Origin of the sequence: Roseovarius spongiae (assembly GCF_003651245.1) — a bacterium.
In the GTDB taxonomy this organism is placed as follows: Bacteria; Pseudomonadota; Alphaproteobacteria; order Rhodobacterales; family Rhodobacteraceae; genus Roseovarius; species Roseovarius spongiae.
In genome coordinates, this window is sequence record NZ_RAPE01000003.1 from 458,570 (window position 1) to 484,781 (window position 26,212).

Here is a 26,212-nt window from a genome sequence, read left to right on the forward strand (position 1 = left end):
CGCATCCCCCGCGCGGCTGGCGCGCGGGGGATGCGGATCGCAGGATGCGCGGCCGCGCTCAGCAGTCGGAAACCTCGGCCAGTTGCGCGCCGAAGCCCGAGTAGGGCCGCTGCACGAAACCACTGACCTTGGGCGCCAGAAGGTTGTGCACGTTGCTCTCGAAGCAGGGCAGCACGGGGCAGTCCTCGATCGCCAGCGCCTCGGCCTGGCGGTAGAGATCGCCGCGCGGACCCTGATCCATCGTGCGCCGCGCCTCTTCCAGCAGCTTGTCCACCTCGGGGTTCGAGTAGTTCTCGTAATTGCGCGACCCGTTGGTGTGATAGACCTCGTAGGCGTATTCATCCGGATCGACAAGGCCGAGCCAGCCCCAGATCGACGCCTGCACGTCGCCTGTCTGCATCCGCTGGTAGACGGTGCCGGAATCCGACACCTCGACCTTGAAATTGACGCCCAGCACGTCGTTGACCTGCAACACGAAGACCTCGGCAAAGCGTTTCCACCAGCCGGAGCCCCAGGTCAGCACGGTCGCCTCGGCGCCCTTGCCGTATTTCGATTTCTCCAGCTCCTCGAGCGCCTTCTCGGGGTTCAGGCCGATTTCCGGCGGGCGCTCCTGCGTGGCCGCCCAGGAGATCGAGCTGGGGATGATGCCGTTGGAAACGCGCCCCTCGCCGAAGAGCACCACATCGACCATCGCCTGCCGGTCGAACGCAAAGGAACAGGCCCGGCGGAAATGCACGTCGTCGAACGGCGCCACCTTGTTGTTGAGGCTCACGAAGCGGGTGCTCGTGCCCGGCGTCTTGAGAACCTGCGCGCGGTCGTCCTGTTCGAGATCGGGAATGTCCGCGAAGGGCGCAGTGCTGGTGATGTCGATGCTGCCACCCAGAAGCGCGGTCACGCCGGCGGTTTCCTCGGCGATGAGCGGGATCTCCACGGCTTCGACCTTCGGCAGGCCGTCCTCGAAATACTCGTCATGCGCGAGAAGGTCGATCCTCGCGCCGGGCTCGTATGACTTCATCTTGAACGGGCCGGTACCGACGGGATTGGTGGCGAAGTCATCCGGCGTGCCGTCCTTCAGCAGGTGCATCGGCACGATCTGGCTGCCCGTGCGGGTGTTGGTCAGGTAGCTCAGCATCGGCGCGAAGGGTTCGGCCGTCTCGATCTCGACGGTGTAGTCGTCCGGCGTGCGGATCTCCGAGATCGGCTTGAACTTCGACTGGTGGGGCGAGCCGGTCGCGTCGTCCCGCAGACGGTCAAGCGTGAACTTGACATCGGCCGAGGTCATCTCGACCCCGTCATGGAACTTGACGCCCTGGCGCAGCTTGAAACGCAGCAAGGTGGGACTGACGCTTTCATAGCTTTCGGCGAGGTCGGGCACGATGTTCATGTTCTCGTCGAATTTCAGCAGGCAGTTGAACAGCCCCCAGACGACATAGGCCTCGGGGATCAACGTCGTCTGCGCCGGGTCCAGCGTGTTGATGACGTTATAGCCGGTGATGCCTGCGCGCAGCGTGCTGCACGCCGCCTGTGCGCTGCCCGCCCATAGCGGCAGCATCGCCAGCGTGCCCGCAGCGGCCCCCGATTTCAGCACCGCGCGGCGGCTGATGGTGGTTTTCGTGTTGGTCATGTCTTCTCTCCCCTTTTGCGTGTCGGTTGTTGGTGACAGGATTCTCAGGCGCGCCCGGGCACGCCGAAAAGATGCGCGACGTCCGCCTTGTAGCTCTCGATCTCTCGCGCGCGCTGCGCGTCGGACCAGCCCATTTCCTCGCTCATGACATCGGCCGTCCGGGCGATCTGGTCGTCGGTGACGTCATGGCGCAGGCCGATGCCGCTGCGCCGATAGAGCACGTCCATCAGCGTGCGCGCATGTTCGCGGCGCACCGCGTGGCGCACGTCCGCCAGCGTGTAGGCCATATCGGGCGCGAGCCGCGCGCTGTTGCTCTTGGCCAGCGGCAGGCGCGGCCTGTAGGCGAGGGTCGCGCCGTCGCTCTTGGGCGCCAGCGAGGCGCGCAGCTTCTCGACCACCATCCGCCCCGAGCCGCGATGGCTCATCACCGGGGCGGCGGTCATCGCGTAGACGCCATCCAGACCCTCGCGGCCCAGATCATGCAGCACCCGGTCGCGATTTCCCTTCGGATGGGCGGGGTGATAGGTCAGCGGCCGCACCCCGGCCCATGTGCGCAGAACGTCGGCCCGGCTGACGCCAAGGCCGGGAAACAGCCGATCCGTCTCGGACAGCAGGAACTCCAGATCGGCCGCATCGACATGGATATCGTCGAGATCCCCGTCATATGGCGTTTCGGTCGGGCCGATGTAATGCAGGCCGTGCCAGGGGATGCAGTAGAAGGGCTCGCCCTGGCTGTTGATCGTGGTGATGCCCTGGTTGCGGTACTCCTCGGGCAGGCGGATGACGATATGCGCCCCCTTGGTGCCAAAGACCCGCCGGCGCGGGGGCGCATCGGTCGCGCCGAGAACGCGGTCGATCCAGATGCCCGACATCGTCAGCACGCGCCGCGCGCCGACCTCGGCCACCGCGCCGTTCCGCCCCGCCAGCGCAACGCTGCGGACCCCGTCCCTGATCGCGCCCAGCGTCGCCTGTGTATAGTTCAGCGCGACCGCGCCGGCGTCCTCGGCGTCCAGCACCGCGTCGATGCAGATCCGTTCGGGCCAGTCGAACTGGTATTCGGTAAAGCGCGCGACGCCGCGCAGCCGGTCGGGATGCGCCAGCGCCGCGACCATCGGCTGCTTCAGCGCCTCCGCACGGCGCATCCGCCGGTAGTCCAGCGGCACGTCGCCCGGCGCCAGCCGCCGCAACAGACCGAAAGCGAGATCGAGCTGCCAGGGCGCATAGGGGCTGTCGTCGTAAACCGGAAAGAAGAAATCGAGCGGACGCACCCTCTCGGGGGCGGTCAGCACCATCTCGCGCCGTTCGCGCATCCCGGCGCGCGCCATGCGCAACGACGTGACGAGGCGGCCCGGGTGCCGTGCGAAATGGCGCATCGGCCGGGGCGCCTCGAAGTACCGCAAGCCGCAATGCAGAAGCCGGCTCGACCGGCTGGTGGAGCCTGAACCGAAGTCGTCCTTCTCGACCAGCAACACCGAGTACCCGGCCGCCGCCGCCTCGCGCGCCGAACTGGCGCCGACGATGCCGCCGCCAATGACGACGACGTCGAAGACCCGCCCGTCAAGCGAGCCCGGATCGTCCAACCTGGGTGAAGGCGCATTCATGCGCATCATCATGCTGTCGCGCGCGCCGCTCGGTCAAATTACTACCCGTTCGGTGCGTATAATAAAACATTATACCGCGAGGAGCGCGTCGATCTTGCGGACCAGTCCGTTGCGCCGCGCGCGCAGCACGCGCAGGAATTCGCCGGCGGTCCGGGACCGTGGCTGGTGGCGCGGATAGAGGATGCCGACATGAAACGTCAGCTCCGGCTCGAACCGGCGAAAGACGACGCCCTGCCCGGCGAAATCGCTGGCGGTGAAGGGATCGACCAGCCCGACGCCCTGCCCGCGCTGCACCAGCGCGCAGACCCCGGCGGCGTAGGTCGTTTCGCACACCACTTGCGGCGTCGCCCCGGCATCGGCGAGGCAGGCAACCATCAGCCGGCGCGCCACCGTTTCCGCGCTCAGGCTGACCATGCGGACGCCGTGCAGGTCGCCGGGCCGGATCACGGGCTCTGCAGTGAGCGGATGATCCTGCGGCAGCGCCATGACATAGGGCAGTTCGCAGAATTCCTCGCGCTCGATCCCGGCGCGCTGGAAGGGGAATTCGGCAAGACCCAGATCCACCTGCTGGGAGGAAACCCACTCTTCCACCCGCATGGACAGTTGCAGGTCATAGCGGATCTTGACGTCCGGCTGGAGGCGCGAAAACTCGGTCAGCGCGTCGGGCAGGAAGTTCAGGCCAAGCGCGGGCATTGAGGCGATGTGCAGGCTGCCCTTGCGGCCCTGCTTGATGTCCTGCGCCGTCGCGACAAGCTTGTCATACCCGGCAAAGGTCTTTTCCAGCTCGGCGAAGAAAATCCGCGCCTCGACCGTCGGCACCATCCGTCCGGTCCGCCGGTCGAACAGCGTGATCCCCACCGATTCCTCGAGCGCGTCGATGAGCCGGCTGACGGCGGGCTGGGAAATGCCCATGATATCGGCCGCGCCACTGGCCGTGCCGGTGATCATCGTTTCGCGGAATGCCGTCAACTGACGCCAGCGCATGGCAAAGCCTCCCGAGGATTGTCCAGCCCGTCCGCCGCCCGCATAGCGGCATGCGCCCGGCGGCGGCAACCGCAGGGTTTTCGGATCACGCCGCGATGTCAAGCTGCGCCGACAAGGCCGCCAACGGCGGTTTCACCCGCCCGGCGTCACGGCGCGTCGATGCGGGTAAGCACCTCGGGCCCGTCCTCGGTAATCAGCACCGTCGCGCTCAGCCCGACGCCGCCCCGTCCGGGGATGCGGATCGCCGGGACGGCATGCATCACCATCCCGGGCTCGAGCGGCGTCGTCTCGCCATAGCCGAGGCTGAGCAACCCGCCCTCGCCCCAGTCCGGGGCGAAGGCGATGCCGACGGAATAGCCGGTGCGCTTGCGGTAGTACTCCATCAGCCCGTCCGCATCGATCGCGCCCACGCAGGCTTCGTGGCAGGATTGCGCGCTCGCTCCCGGCTGCATCGCGGCGATGGTGGCGTCGCGCGCCCGGGCGCAGGCGTCGGCGACCTGTTGCAGATCGTCGGGCAGCCGCCCCACCTGCGCCGTATGCATCAGCACCGCGTGGTAGCGGTTGCGGGTCGCCGCGAGTTCGATCAGCACCGGCTCTCCGTTACGGATTTCGCGATCCGTCCAGGTGGCGTGGATATTGCCGCTGCGCGGGCCGGACGCGACGAACGGCTCCATCCCGAGGAACTCGGACCCCTCGCGCACCATCTGGTCGAACATCACGGCGGCGACGTCACGCTCGCGCACGCCGGGCGCGATGGCTTCGACCGCCGCCCTGGCGGCGTGGTTGACGATGCGCGCGGCTCCCCGGATGGACTCGATCTCGGCCGCGCTCTTGACCAGGCGCAACCGGCCGAGCGCGGCGTCGATGCTCGCCGTTTCCTGCGGCTTCACCTCCTCCAGCAGCTTCTGATAGGGCGCGGGCGGCAGGAACCACGAGCGCGAGTCAAAGCCGATGCGCTCCGCCTTGCCGGCCGCCCGGATGACCTGCGCCGTCACCTCGATGGGATCGAGTTCGTCGCGATAGCCCGTCAACTGATCGGCCTTGAACCAGGTGCTTTCCTCGGCGTTGATGAGCTCGGATTCGCGCATGATGAGAACCGGATCGCCGTTCGCGGGAAAGACCAGCGCCTGGTAGGTGTAATACCCGGGCGTCGCGTGGCCGGTCAGGTAGCAGACGTTCTCGGGCGCGGTGACGACGCAGAGGTCGAGGTCCGCTCTCTCGAGTTCCTTGCGGAACCGATCCTGCCGGGACGTGTATTCGTTCTTCGGAAATGCCGGGGCCATGATTCACCTCCAGTTGATGACGGGAACTTCGACGGGGTCTTTGTCGACAAGCGCGAGGTAAGGCAGATCCCCGCGCGCGCTGGCGATCGCGTCCATGTCGATGGCCGCGGCGGCAAGGCCGGTCGGCTCGCGCACGCGCGCCAGTTCATCGCCGCGCGGGCCGAAGAGCACGCTATCGCCGAACATCTCGAGCCCGCCCTGCGCGCCGATCGCGTTCGACACCGCGATCATGACGGTGTTTTCAAGCGCGCGGCACGGGAAATAGGTCTCGTAGCGGCGGCGCTCCGCGCCCACGGCGAAGGCGGCGGGACAGGCGATGATATCGGCGCCCGCCAGCGCCAGGGCGCGCATGTGTTCGGGAAACCCGGCGTCAAAGCAGATCGACATGCCGACCCGCGTGCCCGCAAGGTCCACCACCACGGGACCGGCGCCGGGGGCGAAGACCTCGGCCTCCTCGCCCCATAGCTTGGCCTTGGCATAGACATGCACGACCCGCCCGTCCGGGGCAAAGACGATGGCGGCGTTGGCGACGCCCGCGCCCGTCTCGACCGCCGCGCCGACGATGGCGGCGATGCCGCGTGCGGCCGCCTTGTCCGCGATCCGCCGGCACTGGGCGTCTTCGGCCGAGACCACATGCGCCGCCGGATCGCGGGCGATGCCGGCGGGGTCGTAGCCGCTCAGGAACAGTTCCGGCAGCACGACGATACCAGCGCCGGCGTCAGCGGCGGCGGAGATCAGGCCGACCGCCTGCCCGACATTGTGATCGAGCTGGCCCGGAAGACTTGGCGCCTGCGCCACGGCGATGCGTTGCGCGCTCATGCCGCGTCCCCTTCCAGCCAGCGCCGCGCCATGACGTCGAACGCGCGCACACCCTGTTCGAGCGCGGCGACGGCGATATGCTCATCGCGCACGTGCATGACATCCGGGCTGCCGGGGCCGAACACCACCGTCGGGACGCCGGCGCCGCGGAAGGAACTCATGTCGCAATTGACGATCAGCCCCGAAAGCGCGCTTGGCAGGCCGATCCCGTCAAGCGCGGCCTGACAGGCGCGCACGAACGGATGGTCCGCCGGCGTCTCGGTCGGCCCGCCCGTGCTTGGCGCGAGATCGACGATGCTGGCGGCGGCGTCCGATCCGGCCTCGTTGAAGGCCGCCAGCCAGGCGAGGATTTCGGCGGTGACCTCTTCCTCGGTCTCGCCGGGGACCATGCGGCGGTCGAAGGTGACGCGGCAGGCCTGCGGCACCATGTTGGGCGCCTCGCCGCCCTCGATGAGCACGGGAACGATGGACGGCGCCCCGACCAGCGGATGCGCGCGCGCCGCCAGCCTTCCGCGCAGCCCGTCGAGGCTCGACAGCAGGCGCGCCACACCCTCGATCGCGTTGACGCCGAACTGCGGCAGCGCGGCGTGCGAGGAGCGGCCCGTCACCTCGACGATTGGCCGCAGGCTGCCCTTGTGCGCGGCCATCAGGCCAAGATTGGTGGGCTCGCCGACGATGGCGGCGTCCGGGCGGCGCCCACCCGCCAGGAATAGCTTGGCCCCGCGGCTGTCGGCCTCCTCGTCGGCGACGGCGCTCAGTTGCACGCTGCCGGCAAAGCCGGACCGGTCGGACGCGAACCCCGCGAGCGCCACCGCCATCGCGGCCAGGCTGCCCTTGGAATCCGCCGCGCCCCGGCCCCAGATCACGCCGTCCACCAGTTCGGCGGCAAAGGGCGGATGGGTCCAGCCATCGCCCGCCGGGACGACGTCGAGATGGGTGTTGAACATCACCGACCGGCCGGGACGCGCGCCCTGCACTTCGGCGAAGAGGTTGGCGCGGCCGGGTTCGAACTCGTCGATCTCGCACTCTATGCCGCGCGCGTCCAGCCAACCGGCCAGCACGTTCGCCGCCGCGACCTCGGCCCCCGGCGGATTGGTCGTGTCAACCCGCACCAGATCGCGCAACAGCTCCACCACCTCGCTCATCCGAATTCTCCCACTAGCTCGAGTTTCGTCATGTCGACCTCCATCCCGTTGCCCGCACCCTGCGGCACGATCATTGCGCCATCGCGGATGTCCAGCCCCGTGGCGACATCGGCGGTCACGTTCTGAAAGCCCCAAAGCTCGTAGGCGTCCGCCTCGATCCCGGCGGCGAGATGGGTGGTCATGCTGCTCCCGAGGCGGCCCTGGTCCATCTGGCCGAGAAACACGGTAAGGCCGGCCGCGCGCGCCCGCTCGACAAGCCCGATCAGCGCGGCGACGGTCCCGGCCTTCTCGAGCTTCAGGTGCACGCCGTCGATGGCGCCCGCGCGCGCCAGCCGGTCGATGTCGCGCCCCGAGCGGATCGCCTCGTCGCCGATGATGGGGATGACGGTCGCCGCGCGGACGTGGCGCAGGGCGTCGTCGTCGCCCGCCGGCGTCGGCTGCTCGGCCCAGGCGACGGCGCAGGGTTCGATCGCGCGCAGGACCCGCCCCGCCGTTTCCACGTCCCAGCCGCCGTTGCAGTCGATGGCGATGGCCATGCGCTCGCCCACGGCCTCGCGGATGGCGTAGATGACGGCGATATCCGCCTCGGGCGAGGGCCGCCCGACGCGCAGCTTGAGGCGGCGGAATCCCGCACGCGCCGCCGCCCGCGCCCGGATCACCGCCTCTTTGGCCGTGCAGAAACCGATCTGCGCATGAACCGGGATGGACGCAGCCCCGCGCCCCTCCAGCAGCCGCCAGATCGGCTGCCCGGTCGCCCGGCCCCGCGCGTCATGGAGCGCGCTATCCGCGAGCGCGCTGACCAGCGGCGCGACCGGTAACGACCCGAGCCGCTGCGACGCCTCGTCCAACGCGCAGTTCAGCAGCGCCGGCGCAACGATCTCCTGCGTTTGCCGCAGGATGGTCGCGGTATCGGCGCCGGTCGCATAGGCGCCGTTGCCCCTGACTTCCGCCAGCGCGGTGATCCCGTCAGCGGTTTCGATCCCGAGGAACACTTCCTCAAGCGCGCTTTCCGAGGCAGAGGCATGTTCCAGCCCGATCCCGAGCGCAAGATCCGCGCGCCAGACCCTCATGACGGCGATCCTGTTCATGCCCGCGCGCCGATGGCCGCCAATGTATTGCCGAAACGGCCCGAAATCTTCACGTCAAGCTCCTTTCGGTTCACCGGGTCGCAACGCGACCCGGCCCTCATTCCGAGATGTCGCTCCCCGGCGCGCCGGCGCGCTTGCGCAGGTATTCGATCCCGTGCCGGATATGATCGCGCATCGCGGCGGCCGCCGCCGCGCCGTCCCGCGCTGCGCAATGCCCGAGGATCTCGTCATGTTCGGAAAGCGTCGCCTGCGAGCGCTGCGCATCGCCCTGGTAAAGAGCGACGTACCGCTCGCTCAGGTCGCGCAGCCGGTTCACGAGGTCGAGCGAAATCCGGTAACCGGCGCCGTGGTAGAGCCGTTCGTGGAACTCGCGGTCGAGATCGAGGAACAGCAGCCGGTCGCCCGCCTCGCCTGCCGTCTCCTGTCGGGCGACGATCTGGCGCAACTCGCCGATCGCCTCCTCGCCCATGGTCGCGGCGGCGGCCTCGGTCAGCATCGGTTCGAGAACGGCGCGCGCGGCGTAGATGTCCTCGGCATCGGTCAGCGACAGCGGCGCCACCGTCGCGCCGGCATGGGGGCGGCTGACGATCAGCCCGTCCGACTGCAACTTGACCAGCGCCTGGCGAAGCGGGATGCGGCTGATCCCCAGCCGCGCGGCAAGCTCTTCCTGGTCGAGACGCTCCTCGGGCTCCAAGATGCCGGACTGTATCCAGCCGCGCACCTGGAGATAAGCCCATTCGGCCTTGGTCCGGTAGCCGGTCTCGCCGGCGGCGTCAGAGGATTTGCTACGGGGCGGAAGCATGTCTGCGATCATGCCATGATCTGGCTCAGAAAGCGGGCGGTCCGCTCTTGCCGGGGATTGGTGAACAGATCTTCGGTCGCGCCCTGCTCCACGATCCTGCCATGCTCCATGAATACCATACGGTCGGCCGCCTTTCTCGCGAAATTCATCTCGTGGGTGACGATGGTGACGGTCATGCCGCCTTGGATGACGCCCTGCATCACGTCCAGCACTTCCTTGGTCAGTTCGGGGTCGAGCGCCGATGTCGCCTCGTCGAAGAGGATCAGCTTGGGGTCCATCGCCAGCGCGCGGGCGATGGCGACGCGCTGCGCCTGTCCGCCCGAAAGCTCGCCCGGATAGCTGTGCACCTTGTCGCTCAGCCCCACCTGTTCGAGCAGGTCGCGCGCCCGCTCGTCCGCCTGCCCGCGCGGGGTGTCGCGCACCAGCCGCGGGGCCAGGGTGATGTTCTCGATCACGGTGAGATGCGCAAACAGATTGAAGGACTGGAAGACCATGCCGATCTCGCCGCGCAGCGCTGCGCGGGAATCCTTGCCCGCCGTGACCTTCTTGCCGTCGAACAGGATGGTTCCGTCGTCGATATCCTCAAGCCCGGCGATGCAGCGCAGCAGCGTCGATTTCCCCGACCCGGAGGACCCGACGATGACCACCGACTCGCCGCTCGCCTGCTCGAACGCGATGTCGTGCAGAACGGTGATGCTGCCGTAATTCTTGCGCAGCCCGGAAATTCCGAGCAGCTGGCCATTGCTCGCCTCCCGGTTCATCGCGCCTCTCCCACCGCCGCGGACATCTCGGGGCGCTTGCGGCGCGTGACGTCCATGCGTCGTTCGAGCACGCGCTGCCCGTAGGTGAAGATCGTGGTCAGGATCAGGTACCAGGCCGCCGCCGCGATCAGCGTGTCGATGTAGTCGAAATTCGCGCTGGCGATGCGCTGTGCGCGCAACAGCAGATCCTGCACCGCGATCACCGAGGCCAGCGCGGACATCTTGAGCATTCCGATGAACTGGTTGCCGGTCGGCGGGATGATCAGCCGCATCGCCTGCGGCAGCACCACATGGCGCATGATCTGCCCGTCGCGCAGGCCCAGGACGCGCGCCGCGCTGCGCTGGCCCTTGTCGACGGATTCGATCCCGGCGCGGATGATCTCGGCCATGTAGGCGCTCTCGTTCAGCGACAGCGCGATCACCGCCGAGGTGAAGGCCGAGAAGCGCAGGCCCATCTGCGGCAGCGCGTTGAAGATGAAGATGAGCTGCAACAGGATCGGCGTTCCCCGGAACAGCCAGATATAGAGGTCTGTCGGCGCCTGAAGCGCGCGGATGCGCGATGTCTTGATCAGCGCGAGCGCCAGCCCCCCGACGATACCCAGGAACATCGACAGCAGCGTCAGCGCGAGCGTGATGCCGGCCCCGATCGCGAAGTTGACCGAAAAGAAATAATCGAGAAACCCTGGCACGGGACACCTCCCTGAGGACTGGCTGAAACGACGCCCGCAGAACCACCGTTCCCGCGGACGCCGGCTGGTTAATCCTGCGCGAAGTAGTTGACCGCCGCCGGCAGGCCATATTTGTCGAGAAGCTGCTCGTAGCCGCCTTCCTCCACGAAGATCTCGAGCGCCTCGCCGGTTGCCCGCTGCATCTCCGCGTCGCCCTTGCGGGTGGCGATGCCGATCTCGGTGCCCAGATCGAAGGTGGCGGCCACCTCGAATTCGCCAGGGCGCTGCTCATTGAGATGGGCGGCGCCGGGGATCGAGGTGTCGAATGCGTCGGCCCGCCCGCTACGCACGGCCAGCAGCGCGTCCTGGTTGGTGGGAAAGGCCATGATGTTCATCGGGTCCATGCCCTTGGCCTCGAGCTGTTCGTTGAAATCGACCATGTAGCGTTCGCCGATTGCGCCGCGCGTGACCGCGACATCGAGACCGGACAGGTCGTCCGGCAGCGTCGAAATGGCGTCACCCTTGCCGCTCGGGACGACGATGGCCTCGCCGATCACCATGTAGCGCACGAAATCCACCTGCTCCTCGCGCTCGGGCTTGATGTACATCGCCGAGTTGATGACGTCGATTCGCTCGCCGCGCAGCGCCGGCACCAGCCCGTCGAAATCGATGTCGAGCACATCTGTCTCCAAACCCATGTAACCGGCGAGCGTCTGGATCATCTCGATATCGAAACCGGTGATCCCTCCGCTATCCGGATCCTGGTATTCGAACGGCGGAAAGCTCGCGGCGGTCCCGTAAGTCAACGTTCCCGCCTCGACCAACGAGTCGGGCGGCGCGACGCGCGGCTCGTCCTGCGCGGTTGCCGGCGCCGCAAGCGCGACCGCCCCCAGCATGGCAAGCGTGAATATCCGATGGGTCATTCCGATTCTCCCTGATTTTATTTTGTATCCAAAATTCTTTATATTGGATATCGTAAGCATTGCCGCAGCGATGCGTCAACGTGAATTTGCGCCCACATCCGGCCGGCCAGGTCTTCTGTTCTGCTGAATATCGCCTGCGCGTGGCGCGGCTGATGCCGCTCTCTGGGGCTATTCCTCGTAAACCCTCCAGGATCGGCTCGCCGTGGCGCATTGCAAAATGCGGCAGGCCGTTGCGACGGGCCTCAAGTGAACAGGAGCCGTGCCTGTGCCGGGCGCCCGCCGAGCGCCAGGCCAGTGGAATTGTTCGGCGCAATTTATATCGCGCCGTTGGGTCAACACAGTCGCGCCACTCACGAGGCGCGATGTCTAGATTGACTTGGGCTTAGATCGCCGTGGCGACCTGTGCCCTGAAATCGAAGCTGGTCGTAAAGCCGCTTACCAGCCGACCCGCCCACTCTTCGATGTCGCTAAGGCGCCAGCGCGTGGTCGTGCCGCCCAGCTTGACGGCAGCAGGAAGGTCACCGTGACGCCTCCAGCGCCAGATGGTGTCTCTTGAGACGCCGAACCGCTTGGCGACTTTAAATTCATACGCTTAAAGGGAGGATGTGGCGGACCGAGGAGCCGCCATTTGGCAGCTTTATTTCACAGCAAGCAGCTGCAGGCATCTATCATTATATAAGCAATAACATTATCTTAGGAGTTTAAGTGGTTGCAGAAGACTGCAGGCGGCGGTAGAGCATTGAAAATCTGTTGGTGGTATTTATGGTGGTATGAAGTGCCAAGGCGAGCTAAGGAACTGAAGGCATTGGAAGTGAAGCGGTTGTCGAAGCCAGGGCGGCACGCCGTAGGTGGAGCCCCTCCCGGCCTCAGCCTGAGCATATCACAGTCTGGGGGTAAGTCTTGGATTTTTCGCGTCACAATCGGCGATGAGCGTCGCCACATCGGGCTGGGTTCGTATCCAACCGTCTCATTGGCACAGGCACGGGAGCTGGCAATCGAAGAAGCGCGCAAGATCAAGTCGGGCATCGATCCGGTCGCAGCACGTATCGAGGAGCGCAACGCACGCGCCTCTAAGAAGAGACAACGCATCACATTCGCAAAGGCCTTCGATCGCTTCCACGAGACAAAGATCGAGGGAGAGAAGCAGAATGCCAAGCACATCAAGCAGTGGCGTTCGACTCTAGTGACCTACGCGTTTCCGGTTATCGGCGACAAGCCGATCTCGGCGATCACCATGGAGGACGTGCTGGAGGTCCTTCAACCCATCTGGCAGACCAAGAACGAGACAGCATCGCGCGTGCGTCAGCGTATCGAGACCGTGCTTGATTGGGCAAAGGTCATGAAAATGAGGGAAGGCGAGAACCCCGCACGTTGGAAGGGTAACCTCGAGCAAATCCTGCCCTCTTCCGCCAAGATCAAGACGGTGGACGGACATCCTGCCATAGCGCTGGATGAAATTGCGGCGTGGTTCCACCTCCTGCGTAGTCGAGACGGTATTGCCGCCCTCGCCTTACAGTTCCTGACACTGACAGCGACCCGGTCTGGCGAGGTCCGCGGAGCATTGTGGGAAGAGATTGATTGGAAACATAGTATATGGACGATCCCCGCCGAGCGCATGAAGGCGAAGGCTGAACATAGGGTGCCGCTTTCATCAGTTGCGGTCGACCTCTTAAAAGCAGCTCCCAAGATGAAAGACTGTCCATACGTCTTTCCATCGCCTAGAAACGGTCAGATGTCGGACATGACGATCTCAGCGGTCATGCGTCGAATCCAAGAGGCGGAGGTGCGCAAAGGCAAGATTGGTTTCCTCGACCCCAGATCTCGGCGCCCGGCAGTGCCACACGGCCTGCGCTCCAGCTTCCGCGACTGGGCAGCTGAGCGAACGAGCTTTCCTCGCGAAATTGCCGAGATGGCGCTTGCTCACACCGTAGGAAGCGACGTGGAGCGAGCCTACAGGCGCACGGACATGATCGAAAAACGAAGGGAGATCATGGAGGACTGGGCGCGTTTTTTGTCGAAAACAACCAATGAGGTCGGCGAAACATAGTCGGGTTCCTGCGCCCACTGATCATGCGACTGATTTGGCTCGTGAAGCCTCGCCCATGGCTTCGATCACCTCGTCGATGCCGCGGCGTGCGCCGGCTTGCAGGTATTCCATCGCTCGCAACGCGCCCTCGTGAGCCTCAATGCTGGATCCGGCCACACAATCCTCGATCACGCGGCTGAAATTGTCTGATTGGTGCGCGTCGACGAAGGTGTAGTGCACGCAGACATCGGTGAGGCCGCCGCACAGAAGGAGGGTATCCGCTTTCAACCCCTGACGGCGCACATACCAGATGACCATCGCCAAGCTGCCGCTCGCCAAGGAACTGGAAGAGTTCGACTTCGACGCGGCGAAAGTCAACGAGACGCTGATCCGCGACCTGGCCACGGGCGACTTCCTGGATCACCAACGCAACCTTGTCCTGATCAGAGGCACATGCACCGGCAAAACCCATCTTGCCGTCAGTATCGCTCGGACCTGCATCCGGGCCGGCTGCGGGGTCGATTCTTCAATGTGGTCGACTTGGTGAACAAACTGGATGCCGACGGCTGTTGCGATGGCCGACCCACGGCCGGCCAACCGAAGCGACGGATCGCGCGCCAGTTCATCGAGCGGGCGCTTCCCCATCACCTCGTCGCACCCACCAAATTCTCGGCCACGAGGGGCGCGGCGCGCCCCTTGAGTTCTGCCAGGGACCAATTTGCCGCTGCGAGCGCCTTCAGGAGGTCTCAAGCTCCACAGAAAGGAGGAGGGTAGCCAAGCTGTAGGAAGGAGTTAACATAGCTGCCGCCTCATGTTGAAGAAACTGCGTTTCAACAACATTAGAGGCGGGAAATGTGTAAAGAAAGCCATTGGGTTGACATAGAAAGGAAGCAGTCTCTGATGTCGTGTGGAGACAAACAAGACACCAGAACCATTCTCCCTCGTTCGGCCTCCGGCCTCACTCAGTGCGATGAGCGCCTCCCTGCGGGTCGGCGCTCAGCCGGGTCGATGGTCGATCTGCGAGCAGATAGCCAGTCTACTTCGGCATTTTCCAAAGCGCTGCCATTACTTCGGCATTTTCCAAAGCGCTGCCATTACCACCGATGAAGCGGAGGTATAGGCACGATCTGAATAGGAAGTCGCTGATCACCTGTAGCGTCGCACACAGGCCTCCGGCAGTCACCTAGATGTTCATAAACTCGCGATAAATGATGAATTTCTCGAAATGAGATGCGTCTGCTGCTATCTTGGTAACATACCTCAAAATCCCATTCGAATCAATACGCTGGATGTCGATTGATCCCTGTGGCACAAGATCGACCCAGTGACGCTTTGCGATTTGGGGGAGCCGCGTGATCCGCGCAGCCTGACTCAGGGTCGCGACAAGGGGGTCAACCTGTGTAACCAGGTGCCAATGAGGGTTGACATCCAGCTTTTCGGGAAACGCGAACCACAGCAGGCGCTCATCCGGCCGCTTCGTCCACCTGGCTCCGATCAGCTCGCGGTTTACGCGCGCGTCCCATTCCTTCAGAAGGCTCCGCATACGCGGATACCCTAGTGGCTGGTGGTTCGACGCCAGCGTGATGAAGTGCGTGAACTCATAGACCTTGAGCTTTTCGCGCAATGCTTCCCGCATGCGCACGCGGTTAATCCTACTCGGATGTGAGCTCGCGCGGGTATCCAGCTTCCAATCCTTCATGGTCTCTTCCGTGGTGTTGATCATCTCTCGCTTCAATATAGCAACCGCGGTGACGGAATGACGCAGAAAGCAAAAAAATAGGAGGTTTCGAGCTGGGGATGCGGTAGCGCCAGAACCGATCCCCATCGCACTTACCCAATAGACCTAGGACTTTGTGTGTTTGGGGTGCTTTATATCGGTGGATCCCGGAGACAGCAGCCATTCCTCACCGAGCGAGATTAGACCCACGCAGGCTGAACCTCCGGAGTAACCGCACCGTTTGCTTGATTGCAGAACGAGGTGGAAGCACCGTAGACCTATTCGAATTAAGACACCGAGTATGAAAGCGCGCAAGGCGGGACTCCGTTGGCGATCGGCCCTTCGATGCGCAGATCCAGCGCTCTTGGCGCCGGGAACCCGTGATAGGCCTCGCGCAGGATCAGCAGCGCGGCAAAGAAGATCATCGCGCCTTCAAGGACTGCACTGAAGAACTCAGCCCTATGGGTGTCAGTAGGGATGGGAGACATCTGCGGCGGGCAGCGACACGGATGGCAATGAGCGCTGCAATGGCCGTCGCAGCGTTGACCGTGCTTTCGACGAAGGTGCTTACGGTGGCTAGGCGACCGGTCGTGCACATATTGCTTGCTCCCATTGCTCACGCCGCCGAATAATGGCAACCGAAAGGAGATCAGGCTCGACTTACGAGTGGCCAAGAAAAACGGGAGAGATCAAGATTTCTCGCTGTCCGTAGATCGGGCTATCCGCTCGTTCAAACAGATCGTGGAGTGGTGGGGCGGACCTCCGGCAATTCTAGTTGACAACGGCTCGGAATACGTCAGCGACACGCTGAAGGCGTGGGCCGAGCATCGAGGCACCGCTACATGGGCGACGGCGGGATGTTGGCCGCGTGGATTCTAGGACCAAGCCACCGCAACAGTGGGGATTAACCTGAGATCTCCAACATGCTCAGATCGGCGATACCGCCTTCGCGCTTTTCCATGCGCGCTATGGCAGCCTTGACCGCTCGACGAAAGTTGAGGTTCGACGTGGCGCTTAAGGGGAGGGGTGGACCGACGACGATCTCCACGGATACCTTACCGGTTATAGGCGCCGGCAAACGATATCGTGCAATACGTTTCATCAAGTCGCTTTCCTTGGCGGACGATTGATAGCGTTCGCCATCTTGACGGGCGCACAGGAAAATCCCGTTGCCGCCATGAGCAATGAACATATCATCGTCCCCGAACCCCGCGACAGCGGCCTTCGCGACCTCTTTGAGAAAATCCAGGAACTCTGCGGCGCTGGTGTTCTCGAAGATCATTCCGATTTGACGAACTTTTACGGCTATCAGATCGATTTTGCTGCCCCGCTGTTGCACCATGCGTTCGAGATAATTCTGAAAGGTGGAGAGCGAGAGAAACTGATCGCTCCCGATCGCAGCGACTTCATGCACGGATGGACTGGTGATTGACGATCCATCCGAATTCGCCGAGTCGTTATCTTGATCGCTCCTGATCGCGAGATAGCTGTCGAGAGCTGCCTGACGCTCTTGAACAAGGCGTTCCGCAACCCTGATCCGAGTGAGGACCTCGAAGAACTCGAAAGGTTTCGTGATGTAGTCGGTTGCGCCGCTCGCAAAGGCCTTCTTCACCGAAGCGTGATCGTTTCTCTTGGTGATCATGAGAATGGGAATGTTGCGGTATCCCGGTAACTGACGGATCTCTGCGCATAGCTGGATACCGTCCTTCCCGGGCATCTCGATATCCAGCAGAATACAATCATATGGAATTGCGGTGCCAGTCAGGCTGGTGAGCACCTCGGCGGGATGAGAAATCATCGTCGTGTGTTCATAGCCGCCTTCCGCGAGACATTCCTGCAAGAGGCTCAGTGAAATACTGTCGTCGTCAACCGCCATGATCTTCATCGTATTCAATCTCCATCTGCCCTCATTGGGATCGCCCTGCGGCGATCCAGGTTGTTGTTTGCTCGCTGGTAGGTCGCATGCGTGATTCTCTAAAATGGAACCTTGTCTAAAATGTGAAAGCTCACAGCAGCGGCTGATTGTCGCCACTGGCGGCGCCAGAAGTGTGTAGATATACGGCGGAGCGGCCCGCCTGATATCTGTTCGTCCCTCAAAAGATGACGTGATTGCGGCGGACCAAGAGGGGGCGCTGGCATCCATTCTGTTTTTCACATAATTATCAACATGCTGCCTAAGCCTCCACGAAAGATGAAAAAATTTGGGATTGACCGCAAAACGCCACGTTTCGAATTTATGTCGGCTTAAAGGAGTATTGCGAGGCAAAGAAATGGAGACCGACGAAATGCGCATTCTGCTGGTCGATGACGACCCGATCTTAAGAGACCTGCTAGCGACCAGCCTCGGGCGTGAGGGCTTCTTGAACGTCACATCGGCGTGCTCGGCCGAACAAGCAGTGGAGCTGGTCGATTCTGCCAGCGAAGCGTTCGACTGTTTCCTGCTCGACATAATGTTGGAAGGAATGAACGGGATTGAACTCTGCCGCCGCTTGAGGCAGCGCGTTGAATACCGAATCGCGCCCATCATCATGATCACGTCGAACCGAGCCAAGGCCTTCATGGATCGCGCCTTCACGGCAGGGGCGACCGACTTCCTGCGAAAACCGCTCGATCAGGCCGAGGTTGCCGGACGTATCCGAACGGCGATGCTGCTCGTTGAGGTCATGAGACAGGAACAGAGGGGGCGGCAAGCGTTGCAGACGCTTATGGCGAACGCGGGAGAGTTCGACCTGATCGACACCACACAACGTCTCTGCTTTCCTGACGTTTCAGACATGCTCGATTACTTCGAGTTCGAGAACCGTTTCTTGCGGCTCAAGGAGGGACAATATCAGATGAATCTCATCCGGCTCCAGTTGGAGGACCCGGATGAATTGTGCCAGCGGCACAGCCGGGCGGATATTCTCAAATTAATACACGCGATCAGCGCCAATGTCGGCAAGGCCATCCAGGTGAGGCGTCTCTGGTTCGCCTATATCGGCGCGGGCCGGTTCATCTTCTGCACGATTGGCCCCACGGGCCTGGCATCACCCGCCATCCCGGATCGGATTCGGGAAGTGGCGAGGGAAGCAGCGCACAAGATCACGTTGGAAGGAAATCCGGAGGTGCGCATCAGCGTTCAGCCGTTATCCGAGAGGAGAATCATCTCCCGGCAAGCGGCGCTATCAATCATACGCAAAGAATTTGATATCGTTTCTCGTGCTTCAGCTGCATCATTGCCCACGATCGACATCATCGAGAACCATCTCTTTGCCAAGATCGACAACATCTTCAGCGCAGCCGATTACAACGAATAAGGGAGGCTGTCCTCCTCTAACATGGAGTCAGCCACTTCCTTGGGGTTGACGACATTCATCAACGCAGCCTGAATCCTGTCGCCATCGATCGTCATCGGTGCCCCCACGGGCGTTGCGTTCATACCGATGCGCTTCATCCATCTGCTAAAGACGGCCGGAACGATTCCGATGATTGCGCGCGCACCCAGTTCACGGGCCGAGGCCGCCATATGTTCCAGCAGGATGGTCTGGACGATCAGCCGCCGCTTCGACGACACCGACGCCGAGACAAACAGCCGGGTTGCTTCCCATATGTCCTGGCGGACGGGTGCTTTGAAGAAGAGGATGTCGCGGGGAATGTCCTCCAGAAGTCCGCGCTGCGCATCACGTAGCATGTAGGAGTATTGGCCGCACTTCGCTGTGGTCGGCGTCAGTCGCATCCCGGCCAATACCCGTCCGTATTCGTGGACAACGACCCACCTGCTCTGCGGGGTGTCATACTGATCGAATTCCATGCCCTCGGTCTCGGGCAGGTCCCAGCCTTTGGCGTCTATGAAAACCTCCCGTCGCGCGTTCAGATACCTTGCGTAGAGGCTGCCATAGTGATGCATGTTTCCGAAAGACAGGGTCGTGGCCTGTATTTCTCCGGTCATCTCGGGGGCCACACGCGAGAACTGATTATCCTTATGTTCGATTTCCGCAGAACTCATGCGCGAGACGGAGGACCGTTGTGGCAGGAGTCTGGGGAAAATCTCCCCAGCGTCATTGAGGCGCATATTACGTTTCTGAACGTTCATCCGGAGATCCTCGTTAAACTCACGGTAAATAAATCACCGGTTGCATAGCTTTGCCATAGTTCCGCCACGTTCGCGTAGCAGAAAGATACGGTAACCCGTCATTAATGCTAACAGTTGTGACATTTTTGATTGAGAGGATGCAGCTATCGTCATGTCTGGTATGCGTGGCGCGCAAATCAACTTAATGTGGCAAAGCCTAGGCAGACGATGAAATTCACATCCTTTTATCGAGCGAACTTCCATACGACGAAAAACCTGTTCCGCCTGAACATACGGATGAGGGACTACGCGCGCGCAGGTCAGGAACTGTTCGCGCAGAGACTGCTGATCTATACAGTGGCTTTTATACTCGAGGCCTTTTACTACAGCTGGGTGCTCGCGGTGCTCTCGATGCTGGTGTTGGTCGTGTCCGAAATTTTCGACCACGTGACATTCAGGCGTATCCACGCCATGAAGCCGAGGGACGTCCTCGCGATCAGAGCCAACTTCCGCATGTTGCAGATCGGGACCGTCCTCAGCGCGGTGAATATCAGCGGCTTCGCCATCTCGATCGCGCTTCTCCAGGGCCACACGACACATTTCATGTCGTTGTTCTTCCTGTTGGCAGCTGCGCTGTTTGCCGTGATGAACAACTATCAGATCAAGTCAATCCTGCATCTAAGATTGGCGATCTACATCGCCGCGTTTCTCTTCATACCGATCTATGACATCGTCATGATCAGTGCGCCGATCATGTCTGAGCATTGGGTGCAGCTGTTTACCAGCGTATTTGTCATCTGCTTCATTGTTGACTGTTCACGGGTATCAAGGGGGCTCTACCGGAAAACGCTGATGCAGATGGAAGCCATTGAACGCGAACACGACATGGTGTTGGCGGCCTCCACGGCAAAATCGGATTTCTTATCGACCGTGAGCCATGAACTGCGCACCCCGCTCACTTCGATCAAGGGATCGCTCGACCTGATCGCACTTGGCGCATACGGCAAGATACCCGAGCGGATGGAGGGGGCGATAAACATCGCCCAGCGAAACGCGGGACGTTTGCATGCGCTGATCAATGACCTTCTCGACCTTCAGAAGATGGAAGCAGGGCGCATGCAGTTCTCTTTCGAGACTGTGCAGCTCGCGCCGTTCCTGATGCAGACGGTCGCCACGAATGAGCCGTTCGCGGCCAAGCTCGAGGTTAACCTGATCTTGGACTCGGTCCCCGACAGCCTATATGTCCGCGCTGACTCCCTGCGGCTGGATCAGGTGCTCTCCAATATTCTTTCGAACGCCGCCAAGTTCTCTGAAGCCGGCGGTGACGTGAGAATCCGCGTCAAGGCGGACGAGGATAGCGCCCGCATCCTAGTTGTCGATCAGGGGACCGGGTTGTCGGAAGAGGATCGATCGAAGGTATTCGACGAGTTCAGTCAACTCGACTCATCGGACCGCCGCAAGGTTGGAGGAACAGGCCTCGGCATGAACATCTCCAAGCGTATCGTGGAAGCGCACGCCGGCACTCTCAACTATTTCAAGAACACTGGTCCTGGCACAACGTTCTACGTCGATCTGCCATTGGTCGAAGCCGATAACCTTCCGAAAATCGTCGAAACAGTCTCTGCTGCTACAGATCGCAGCCTTACGCCTGAAACGAGCCTACCCTGATCCCCGGCGAAAATATGGCGTGATCAGAGCAGCGCGAGCGGCACTAGATGAGAACCTCATACGGATCATCCTCTTGCCCCCCCCATTTTCCCCGTATGTTGATCTAAACTTCATGTGAGTTTTCCAACAATTGTCACAGTTTCGCCCGATTGTTTCAGGATAGTAGATGCACGCTTAACGGGTGGCGGCTGAGATGACCTCGCCACATCTGGAAGAAGGGGCCCATGCCATGAAAATTCTTGCCGTCGACGACGATCCAGTCATTCTTGAACTGCTTGTCGAGGTGCTCAGGGTCGCCGATTTCACTAATCTCACGATCTGCGAATCTGCGAAAGAGGCGCTTGATCTCATCGCGAAGTCCACGGTTCCGTTCGATTGCTTCTTACTGGATATCCAAATGCCTGCAATGGACGGGATTCAGCTGACCTCGGCGATCCGGAAGTTGCCGCAACATGTCGAAACCCCGATTCTGATGATCACGGCCATGTCGGAGCGGACTTACATCGACAGCGCCTTCTCGGCCGGCGCCAGCGATTACATTACCAAGCCCTTCGAGATCGGAGAGGTTCACGCGCGGCTACGCCTGATCGAGGAGTTGGTCATGCAGCGCAAAATGCGGGACGACCGGAACCCAGTTCCCCCGCCGCGCAGCGCGCAATCCATCGCGACAGAGGACGATTTCGCCAAGCGTCTCGTGCCTGCCGACATAGACGGTGTCATCGACTATTTGGCGCTTGAGAATTACCTCCTGCAGATCTCTCGGATATCGACGTTCGGGATGCAGGCCTTCGGCATCGTCGTGCCAGGCATGGAACGGATGTTCCTCGCCAGCAGCGTCTTCGAATACGAGTCCGCGATATCGGATATCGCCGAGGCGATCTCCGACACCCTGAAGCCGTGCGATTTCTTTGTCGCCCACGCCGGTGCGGGAGAGTTCGTCGTCGTTCTTACCGGCGGCGGCCCGTTCGATGCGCAGAGATACCAACATGAGCTCACAGCGGCAGTTGAAGTAATGGATCTCTGCTATTGCGATGGTCGCCCACTCGTCGTTCGGCCGGTGGTCGGCGATGCGCTTTCCTTGCAGATGAAGTCGTCCCGCGGGATTACGAATACATTGGTTCAGGCGCTCGCGAACGCCGAGAGCTGCGTTGATCGGCCTCGCGAAGCAGCGCCCCGGTCCAGCGTCCTCAAGGTTCTGTTCGGAGCTTGATCGATGATGCAGCAGGGAGCTGAGCAGATGAAGCAGGATGCGCTGTCGGTCGGGTTAGTGAGAGTGCGCGCGCGCTTCCTCGACGAGCTGCACGGCCGGTTTGACCGCATCGACGAGTTGCGGTTGCAGTTCGGGAATGATCGCTGCGATCATGCCGCGCTGCGTGAAATCGGAGAGATTGCTCACAAGATAGCCGGCACGGCAGCGACGCTCGGGTTTCCGAAGCTCGGGGAGAGCGCAACCGTGATCGACGATCTGGTTCACGAAAACGGTGAGGAAGCCGCCACAAACGATCCTCGTCTCCTGGGTCTTATCGACAGCCTGTGCGCTACCATGCAGGAAATTTTATCACAACATGAGGCAAATCCTTCGAGCGCTCTATCGAAGGGTAGGTCACGGTTTCGGTGAACCGGGATGCCGATTCCAACGGGTATGTAACTAAACTTAGCGCTGTAGGCTTGTGGATCAGCGCGCCGCCAGCACAAACCCAATCTCGACAGGATTGCTGAGTAATCGCGTCGCTAATGCGGCTTGCTTATACGAGTAAAAACATGGGAAGGTATCAAGTTATGAGAGAGCCAATCAGCAGTCATGCAGCTGAAGATGCCTACGAGCTGCCGAACGAGCAGCCACGAGCCGACGGCTTCCACTCGACACCACTCCGCGCTGAGAGCCGAGTCCACAGTTCGGGGCGAGCGGCGATCAGGGTGCTGCATGTCGAAGACGATGCCGACATTCGGGAAATCGCTCGGATGGCATTGTCACTGTGTGGAAATTTCGAGGTTTTTCAATGTGCCTGTGGGGAGGAGGCTGTGAAGCTGGTCGAAACCTGTCGCCCCGATGTCTTCCTCTTCGACCTGCTGATGCCTCGAATGTCCGGTGAGCAGCTCCTCTGCCGGCTCCGGCAGAACCCCCTTTTGCAGGATACCCCGGCGGTATTCATGACTGCTCGCGCGCAGGAAGTCGATGTCGCCAAGCTGCACGCAGCCGGAGCGATCGCTGTTATTCGAAAGCCTTTTGATCCGCTCACGCTGGGTGAGCAGCTTAGAGACGTGATACGGGGAGACCCCTTGACGCGTCCTGTCGTTCACTCTGGATGAATATCCCGTGGGGTGCAGCCGGCGTCGAGCACGACAGCAACCCAGTTCACGTCAAGCGACGGCCCCTGTTCTGAAAGCCACTTCTCTTGCAGCCGGTAAGCCGGCAGCTCCTGTGCGGCCGGACAATACCAGTGATGCGGCGCCTGCCTGTGATGCGTGAGTTCGTGCAGTAGAACCGCCACATCCTCGGCCGTGCGTGGGTTCCACGGCCGCGTCAGCAGGATCTCCGACCGGTCCGGGTCATAGAGACCGCGAAGACGTCCGCGCTGGAAACTTGCCGTCCCACCCTGGCGCGCCGTGGCTTCCCAAAGGCTGACAAGGCGGACGCGCGGGGCTGCATCGCGGCGTGGCCAGTCTGTCTGCGCATCGAGCCAGACGTCGAGCGAAGAAACCAGCGTGGTCATGTTGTCCGATCGCTGCCACACGATACTCGACGCAGGTGTCATGCTCTCGGCGCGCGGCAGCGTCGGGCACAGGGCGATCAGGGCCATGGCGAGCGCCACGGCGAGACGGGAGCGGTGCATCGGTCCCTCCGGACAGGTCATTTTGAGATTTGGTGTTCCGATGCTACACTCGTTCCAACATTGCTCCGAACGATCGCTTTTCAGGCTCGCGTGAGCTCAGTTCAGGCAGAAAGATGGGACGTAAGCTTCCTCCGTTTGCGGCCGTCCGCGCCTTCGAGGCGACAGCGCGCCACATATCGGTCAAGGCCGCGGCGGACGAACTGTGCCTGACCCCTTCGGCGGTCAGCCACCAGATCAAGGCGCTGGAGGGGTTCCTGGACACGCAACTCTTTGAGCGGTCGGGCAACCGGATCGCGCTCACCCTGACGGGCGAGGCCTATGCCGGAAAACTGACCCACCTGCTGGATGCATTCGTCGAAGAAACGGAGGCGGTGCGAGCCGAGCCGCGGACACTGCGCGTCCTCTCCACACCGGGCTTCGCGGCGCGCTGGCTCGTCCCCCGCTTGCCGAGGCTCTCGTTCGCCCGGGACATCCGGCTGCGCGTCTCGAACGGCGCGCCGTCGCTCGACTTCGCCACGAACGATGCCGATGTCGTGATCCAATGGTCCGACCGACCGACGCCCGGCTTGCGTGTCGAGCCGCTGATGGCCTCGACACGGTATCCCGTGATCTCTCCGGCATTGCAGAAGCGCGAGAACGTGCGCCACCCAAAGGACCTGCTGCGCCTCACGCTCTTCTACGACGAGACGGACGATGCTTGGCCCGACTGGTTCGCTGCGGCGGGGCTTCCCGGCGCGGACCTGCCGCCCGGCCCGAGCTACCCCAACTGCGAGCTTTCGACGACCATGGTCGAGCAGCATCAGGGCGTATCGCTGGCCTACGACGCCGTGGTCCGGGGCACCATCGCTTCAGGCCGATTGCAGCGCCTGTTCGACGTGACGACCCTCACCATGTCGATCTATGCCATCGCCTGTCCCGAAGCCCGAGCGGATGACGCGCAAATCGCCGCATTTCGACACTGGTTGCGCGCAGAAGCCGAAGCCGAGGGCGTCCTGCCAATTCATCGACCGCGCGCGGCGGAGTGATTCCGCCAAAGCCAATCAGTTCGCTGGTGCAGCGTCGACCGAGCTGTTGCACGAACGTCTGCCGCGCCCCCTGCTTCTTCTCGTGGATAATAGGGACTTGTTTTAACGGCATTCGCACTTCGGGCGCCTTGCGCCATCGACGCCCTCTCATTCAAGATGCTCTCATGCAGAAAGCATCCCGCCTACAACCGGACGCCGCGAACGACGAGAGCCCGCCGAGGTATGACCAATCCCAACCCTGAAGCATATGATCGGTGGAATTCCTCGAACGCGGCTCTGAAAGCTTCTCGCCGGTTTTGCTCCAGGGCGGCGTAGGTGGACGCAACGGGCCCGAAGCCGTTGACGTATTCCTCCCAGACCGTGGCTTCATCCGGCGCATAGAATGTCGTGACCTGCTCTCGGACGTCGATCTTGAAACGCGCGCCCACGACCTCTTGCAACCAGCTTGAACGCCCCCAATCGAAAGGCGAGGCGGGTGGCGGAGGCGCGTCAGACCATTCTCCGATCAGATCGAAAAATCGCGCGATGTAGCCCCCGGGGTCGTCAGCCCATGTTGCAAGCGCCAGACGGCCGCCGGGCCGCAGGACACGGGCCATCTCCGCCGCTGCCTCGACCGGTTTGCTCGAGAAGATGACGCCGTAGGTCGAAACCACTCCGTCGAAGCTTGCCTCTTCAAACGGCAGGTCTTCGGCCGCCGCCCGCCGGAACGCGGGGCGCGGCTCAACCCCCGCTGACAGGGCATCAGCTGCTTCCAGCATGCCGGGGGCGATATCCACACCGGTGACGTTCGCCCCGCGCCAGGCCGCAAGCCGCGCGGCCCAGCCGGTGCCTGTCCCGATATCGAGAATGCGCTCGCCGGGACGCGGCCAGAGGGCCTGGACCGCGTGGGAAATGGTGTCGGACAGGCCGAATGAAATCCCGTCATAGGATTTACCCGGCTGTCCCCACATCTGTGCTTCGGGTGTCAATGCGCAGGTCATGGCCGCCTCCTATCCGTGGCCTTGATTGATTGTGCCAATCAGGACCGATGAGGGATACTGCATAATCTGGAGTATTCGCGGAGTGACCATCAGGATATGATGTGGATGTAAGAGGAGGCCGGGATGACGAAGGGGTATGCTCAATTCTGTCCCATCGCCAAAGCTGCGGAGATCTTCTGCGAACGCTGGACAGCATTGGTGATCCGAAATCTC

25 protein-coding genes and 2 pseudogenes are annotated in these 26,212 nt (G+C 62.3%); 8 read left to right on the forward strand and 19 right to left on the reverse strand.

What is annotated here, in order from left to right:
- Positions 1-58 precede the first annotated feature (58 nt).
- From D6850_RS13485 to D6850_RS13540, 12 genes and pseudogenes are all read right to left on the reverse strand, one after another.
- Positions 59-1,624 (reverse strand): ABC transporter substrate-binding protein, encoded by a 1,566-nt coding sequence (locus D6850_RS13485; RefSeq protein WP_121167764.1) that lies wholly within the window; start codon positions 1,622-1,624, stop codon positions 59-61.
- Between the two features lie 44 nt (positions 1,625-1,668).
- Positions 1,669-3,225 carry an FAD-dependent oxidoreductase gene (locus D6850_RS13490; protein ID WP_166434069.1) on the reverse strand — a complete coding sequence of 519 codons (1,557 nt, stop codon included), beginning with the start codon at positions 3,223-3,225 and terminating at the stop codon, positions 1,669-1,671.
- A gap of 69 nt (positions 3,226-3,294) precedes the next feature.
- Positions 3,295-4,209 (reverse strand): LysR substrate-binding domain-containing protein, encoded by a 915-nt coding sequence (locus tag D6850_RS13495; protein WP_121167768.1) that lies wholly within the window; start codon positions 4,207-4,209, stop codon positions 3,295-3,297.
- A 146-nt stretch (positions 4,210-4,355) separates the two neighbouring features.
- Complete coding sequence (locus D6850_RS13500; protein WP_121167770.1) at positions 4,356-5,492, reverse strand: M24 family metallopeptidase; 1,137 nt, start codon at positions 5,490-5,492, stop codon at positions 4,356-4,358.
- 3 nt (positions 5,493-5,495) lie between these two features.
- A complete protein-coding gene (locus D6850_RS13505) occupies positions 5,496-6,311 on the reverse strand; it encodes a carbon-nitrogen hydrolase family protein (RefSeq protein WP_121167772.1) in 816 nt (271 codons plus the stop codon).
- Positions 6,308-7,456: a M20 family metallopeptidase gene (locus tag D6850_RS13510; RefSeq protein WP_121167774.1), complete on the reverse strand. Its 1,149-nt coding sequence runs from the start codon at positions 7,454-7,456 to the stop codon at positions 6,308-6,310. Before D6850_RS13510 ends, D6850_RS13505 begins: the two co-directional genes overlap by 4 nt.
- Positions 7,453-8,526 (reverse strand): mandelate racemase/muconate lactonizing enzyme family protein, encoded by a 1,074-nt coding sequence (locus D6850_RS13515; protein WP_166434070.1) that lies wholly within the window; start codon positions 8,524-8,526, stop codon positions 7,453-7,455. The genes D6850_RS13510 and D6850_RS13515 overlap by 4 nt, the downstream gene beginning before the upstream one ends.
- A gap of 115 nt (positions 8,527-8,641) precedes the next feature.
- A complete protein-coding gene (locus D6850_RS13520) occupies positions 8,642-9,346 on the reverse strand; it encodes a GntR family transcriptional regulator (RefSeq protein ID WP_166434071.1) in 705 nt (234 codons plus the stop codon).
- Between the two features lie 8 nt (positions 9,347-9,354).
- A complete protein-coding gene (locus tag D6850_RS13525; protein WP_121167780.1) occupies positions 9,355-10,107 on the reverse strand; it encodes an amino acid ABC transporter ATP-binding protein in 753 nt (250 codons plus the stop codon).
- Positions 10,104-10,796: an amino acid ABC transporter permease gene (locus D6850_RS13530; RefSeq protein ID WP_121167782.1), complete on the reverse strand. Its 693-nt coding sequence runs from the start codon at positions 10,794-10,796 to the stop codon at positions 10,104-10,106. Before D6850_RS13530 ends, D6850_RS13525 begins: the two co-directional genes overlap by 4 nt.
- A 68-nt stretch (positions 10,797-10,864) precedes the next feature.
- On the reverse strand, positions 10,865-11,698 hold the full coding sequence (locus tag D6850_RS13535; RefSeq protein ID WP_121167784.1) for an ABC transporter substrate-binding protein: 834 nt from the start codon (positions 11,696-11,698) through the stop codon (positions 10,865-10,867).
- Positions 11,699-12,080: 382 nt separating this feature from the next.
- Positions 12,081-12,263: pseudogene (locus D6850_RS13540) on the reverse strand (helix-turn-helix transcriptional regulator); the annotation flags it as partial.
- A 144-nt stretch (positions 12,264-12,407) separates the two neighbouring features.
- On the opposite strand from D6850_RS13540, the gene D6850_RS13545 reads away from it, so the two are divergent.
- The gene (locus D6850_RS13545) at positions 12,408-13,745 is read left to right on the forward strand and encodes a tyrosine-type recombinase/integrase (RefSeq protein WP_245964185.1); all 1,338 of its coding nucleotides are present in this window, start codon (positions 12,408-12,410) and stop codon (positions 13,743-13,745) included.
- Between the two features lie 21 nt (positions 13,746-13,766).
- Here D6850_RS13545 and D6850_RS13550 read toward each other — a convergent pair whose 3' ends face one another.
- Positions 13,767-14,042 carry an isochorismatase family protein gene (locus D6850_RS13550; protein WP_245964191.1) on the reverse strand — a complete coding sequence of 92 codons (276 nt, stop codon included), beginning with the start codon at positions 14,040-14,042 and terminating at the stop codon, positions 13,767-13,769.
- Between D6850_RS13550 and D6850_RS19725 the strand changes: the two are divergent.
- A pseudogene (locus D6850_RS19725) lies at positions 14,029-14,288 on the forward strand (ATP-binding protein); the annotation flags it as partial. The gene D6850_RS13550 and the pseudogene D6850_RS19725 overlap by 14 nt on opposite strands.
- A 619-nt stretch (positions 14,289-14,907) precedes the next feature.
- On the opposite strand, the gene D6850_RS13560 reads toward D6850_RS19725, so the two are convergent.
- The 3 genes from D6850_RS13560 to D6850_RS13570 form a co-directional block, all read right to left on the reverse strand.
- Positions 14,908-15,447 (reverse strand): hypothetical protein, encoded by a 540-nt coding sequence (locus D6850_RS13560; RefSeq protein ID WP_121167788.1) that lies wholly within the window; start codon positions 15,445-15,447, stop codon positions 14,908-14,910.
- Positions 15,448-15,728: 281 nt separating this feature from the next.
- Positions 15,729-15,929, reverse strand: a complete 201-nt coding sequence (locus D6850_RS19935) for a hypothetical protein (RefSeq protein ID WP_206019264.1) — start codon at positions 15,927-15,929, stop codon at positions 15,729-15,731.
- Positions 15,930-16,345: 416 nt separating this feature from the next.
- Positions 16,346-17,317 carry a response regulator gene (locus D6850_RS13570; protein WP_166434072.1) on the reverse strand — a complete coding sequence of 324 codons (972 nt, stop codon included), beginning with the start codon at positions 17,315-17,317 and terminating at the stop codon, positions 16,346-16,348.
- A 394-nt stretch (positions 17,318-17,711) separates the two neighbouring features.
- On the opposite strand from D6850_RS13570, the gene D6850_RS13575 reads away from it, so the two are divergent.
- Positions 17,712-18,737: a response regulator gene (locus D6850_RS13575; protein WP_121167792.1), complete on the forward strand. Its 1,026-nt coding sequence runs from the start codon at positions 17,712-17,714 to the stop codon at positions 18,735-18,737.
- On the opposite strand, the gene D6850_RS13580 is transcribed toward D6850_RS13575, so the two are convergent.
- Positions 18,725-19,513 carry an acyl-homoserine-lactone synthase gene (locus D6850_RS13580; RefSeq protein ID WP_245964186.1) on the reverse strand — a complete coding sequence of 263 codons (789 nt, stop codon included), beginning with the start codon at positions 19,511-19,513 and terminating at the stop codon, positions 18,725-18,727. The two genes, D6850_RS13575 and D6850_RS13580, sit on opposite strands and share 13 nt — an antisense overlap.
- Positions 19,514-19,720: 207 nt before the next feature.
- Here D6850_RS13580 and D6850_RS13585 point away from each other — a divergent pair, with 207 nt between their 5' ends.
- From D6850_RS13585 to D6850_RS13600, 4 genes are all read left to right on the forward strand, one after another.
- Complete coding sequence (locus tag D6850_RS13585; protein ID WP_121167794.1) at positions 19,721-21,160, forward strand: sensor histidine kinase; 1,440 nt, start codon at positions 19,721-19,723, stop codon at positions 21,158-21,160.
- A 229-nt stretch (positions 21,161-21,389) separates the two neighbouring features.
- A complete protein-coding gene (locus D6850_RS13590; RefSeq protein ID WP_121167897.1) occupies positions 21,390-22,370 on the forward strand; it encodes a response regulator in 981 nt (326 codons plus the stop codon).
- A 3-nt stretch (positions 22,371-22,373) separates the two neighbouring features.
- On the forward strand, positions 22,374-22,778 hold the full coding sequence (locus D6850_RS13595; protein ID WP_121167796.1) for an Hpt domain-containing protein: 405 nt from the start codon (positions 22,374-22,376) through the stop codon (positions 22,776-22,778).
- Between the two features lie 344 nt (positions 22,779-23,122).
- The gene (locus D6850_RS13600) at positions 23,123-23,470 is read left to right on the forward strand and encodes a response regulator (RefSeq protein ID WP_245964192.1); all 348 of its coding nucleotides are present in this window, start codon (positions 23,123-23,125) and stop codon (positions 23,468-23,470) included.
- Here the strand turns inward: D6850_RS13600 and D6850_RS13605 are convergent.
- Entirely contained in the window at positions 23,458-23,961 is a 504-nt protein-coding gene (locus D6850_RS13605; protein ID WP_245964187.1) for a DUF6647 family protein, read from the reverse strand. The two genes, D6850_RS13600 and D6850_RS13605, sit on opposite strands and share 13 nt — an antisense overlap.
- A 146-nt stretch (positions 23,962-24,107) precedes the next feature.
- On the opposite strand from D6850_RS13605, the gene D6850_RS13610 reads away from it, so the two are divergent.
- Positions 24,108-25,019, forward strand: coding sequence for a LysR substrate-binding domain-containing protein (locus D6850_RS13610; protein WP_121167803.1), 912 nt, complete (start codon positions 24,108-24,110; stop codon positions 25,017-25,019).
- A 182-nt stretch (positions 25,020-25,201) separates the two neighbouring features.
- Here the strand turns inward: D6850_RS13610 and D6850_RS13615 are convergent, their stop codons facing one another.
- Positions 25,202-25,999 carry a class I SAM-dependent methyltransferase gene (locus D6850_RS13615; RefSeq protein WP_217510726.1) on the reverse strand — a complete coding sequence of 266 codons (798 nt, stop codon included), beginning with the start codon at positions 25,997-25,999 and terminating at the stop codon, positions 25,202-25,204.
- Positions 26,000-26,212: the final 213 nt, after the last annotated feature.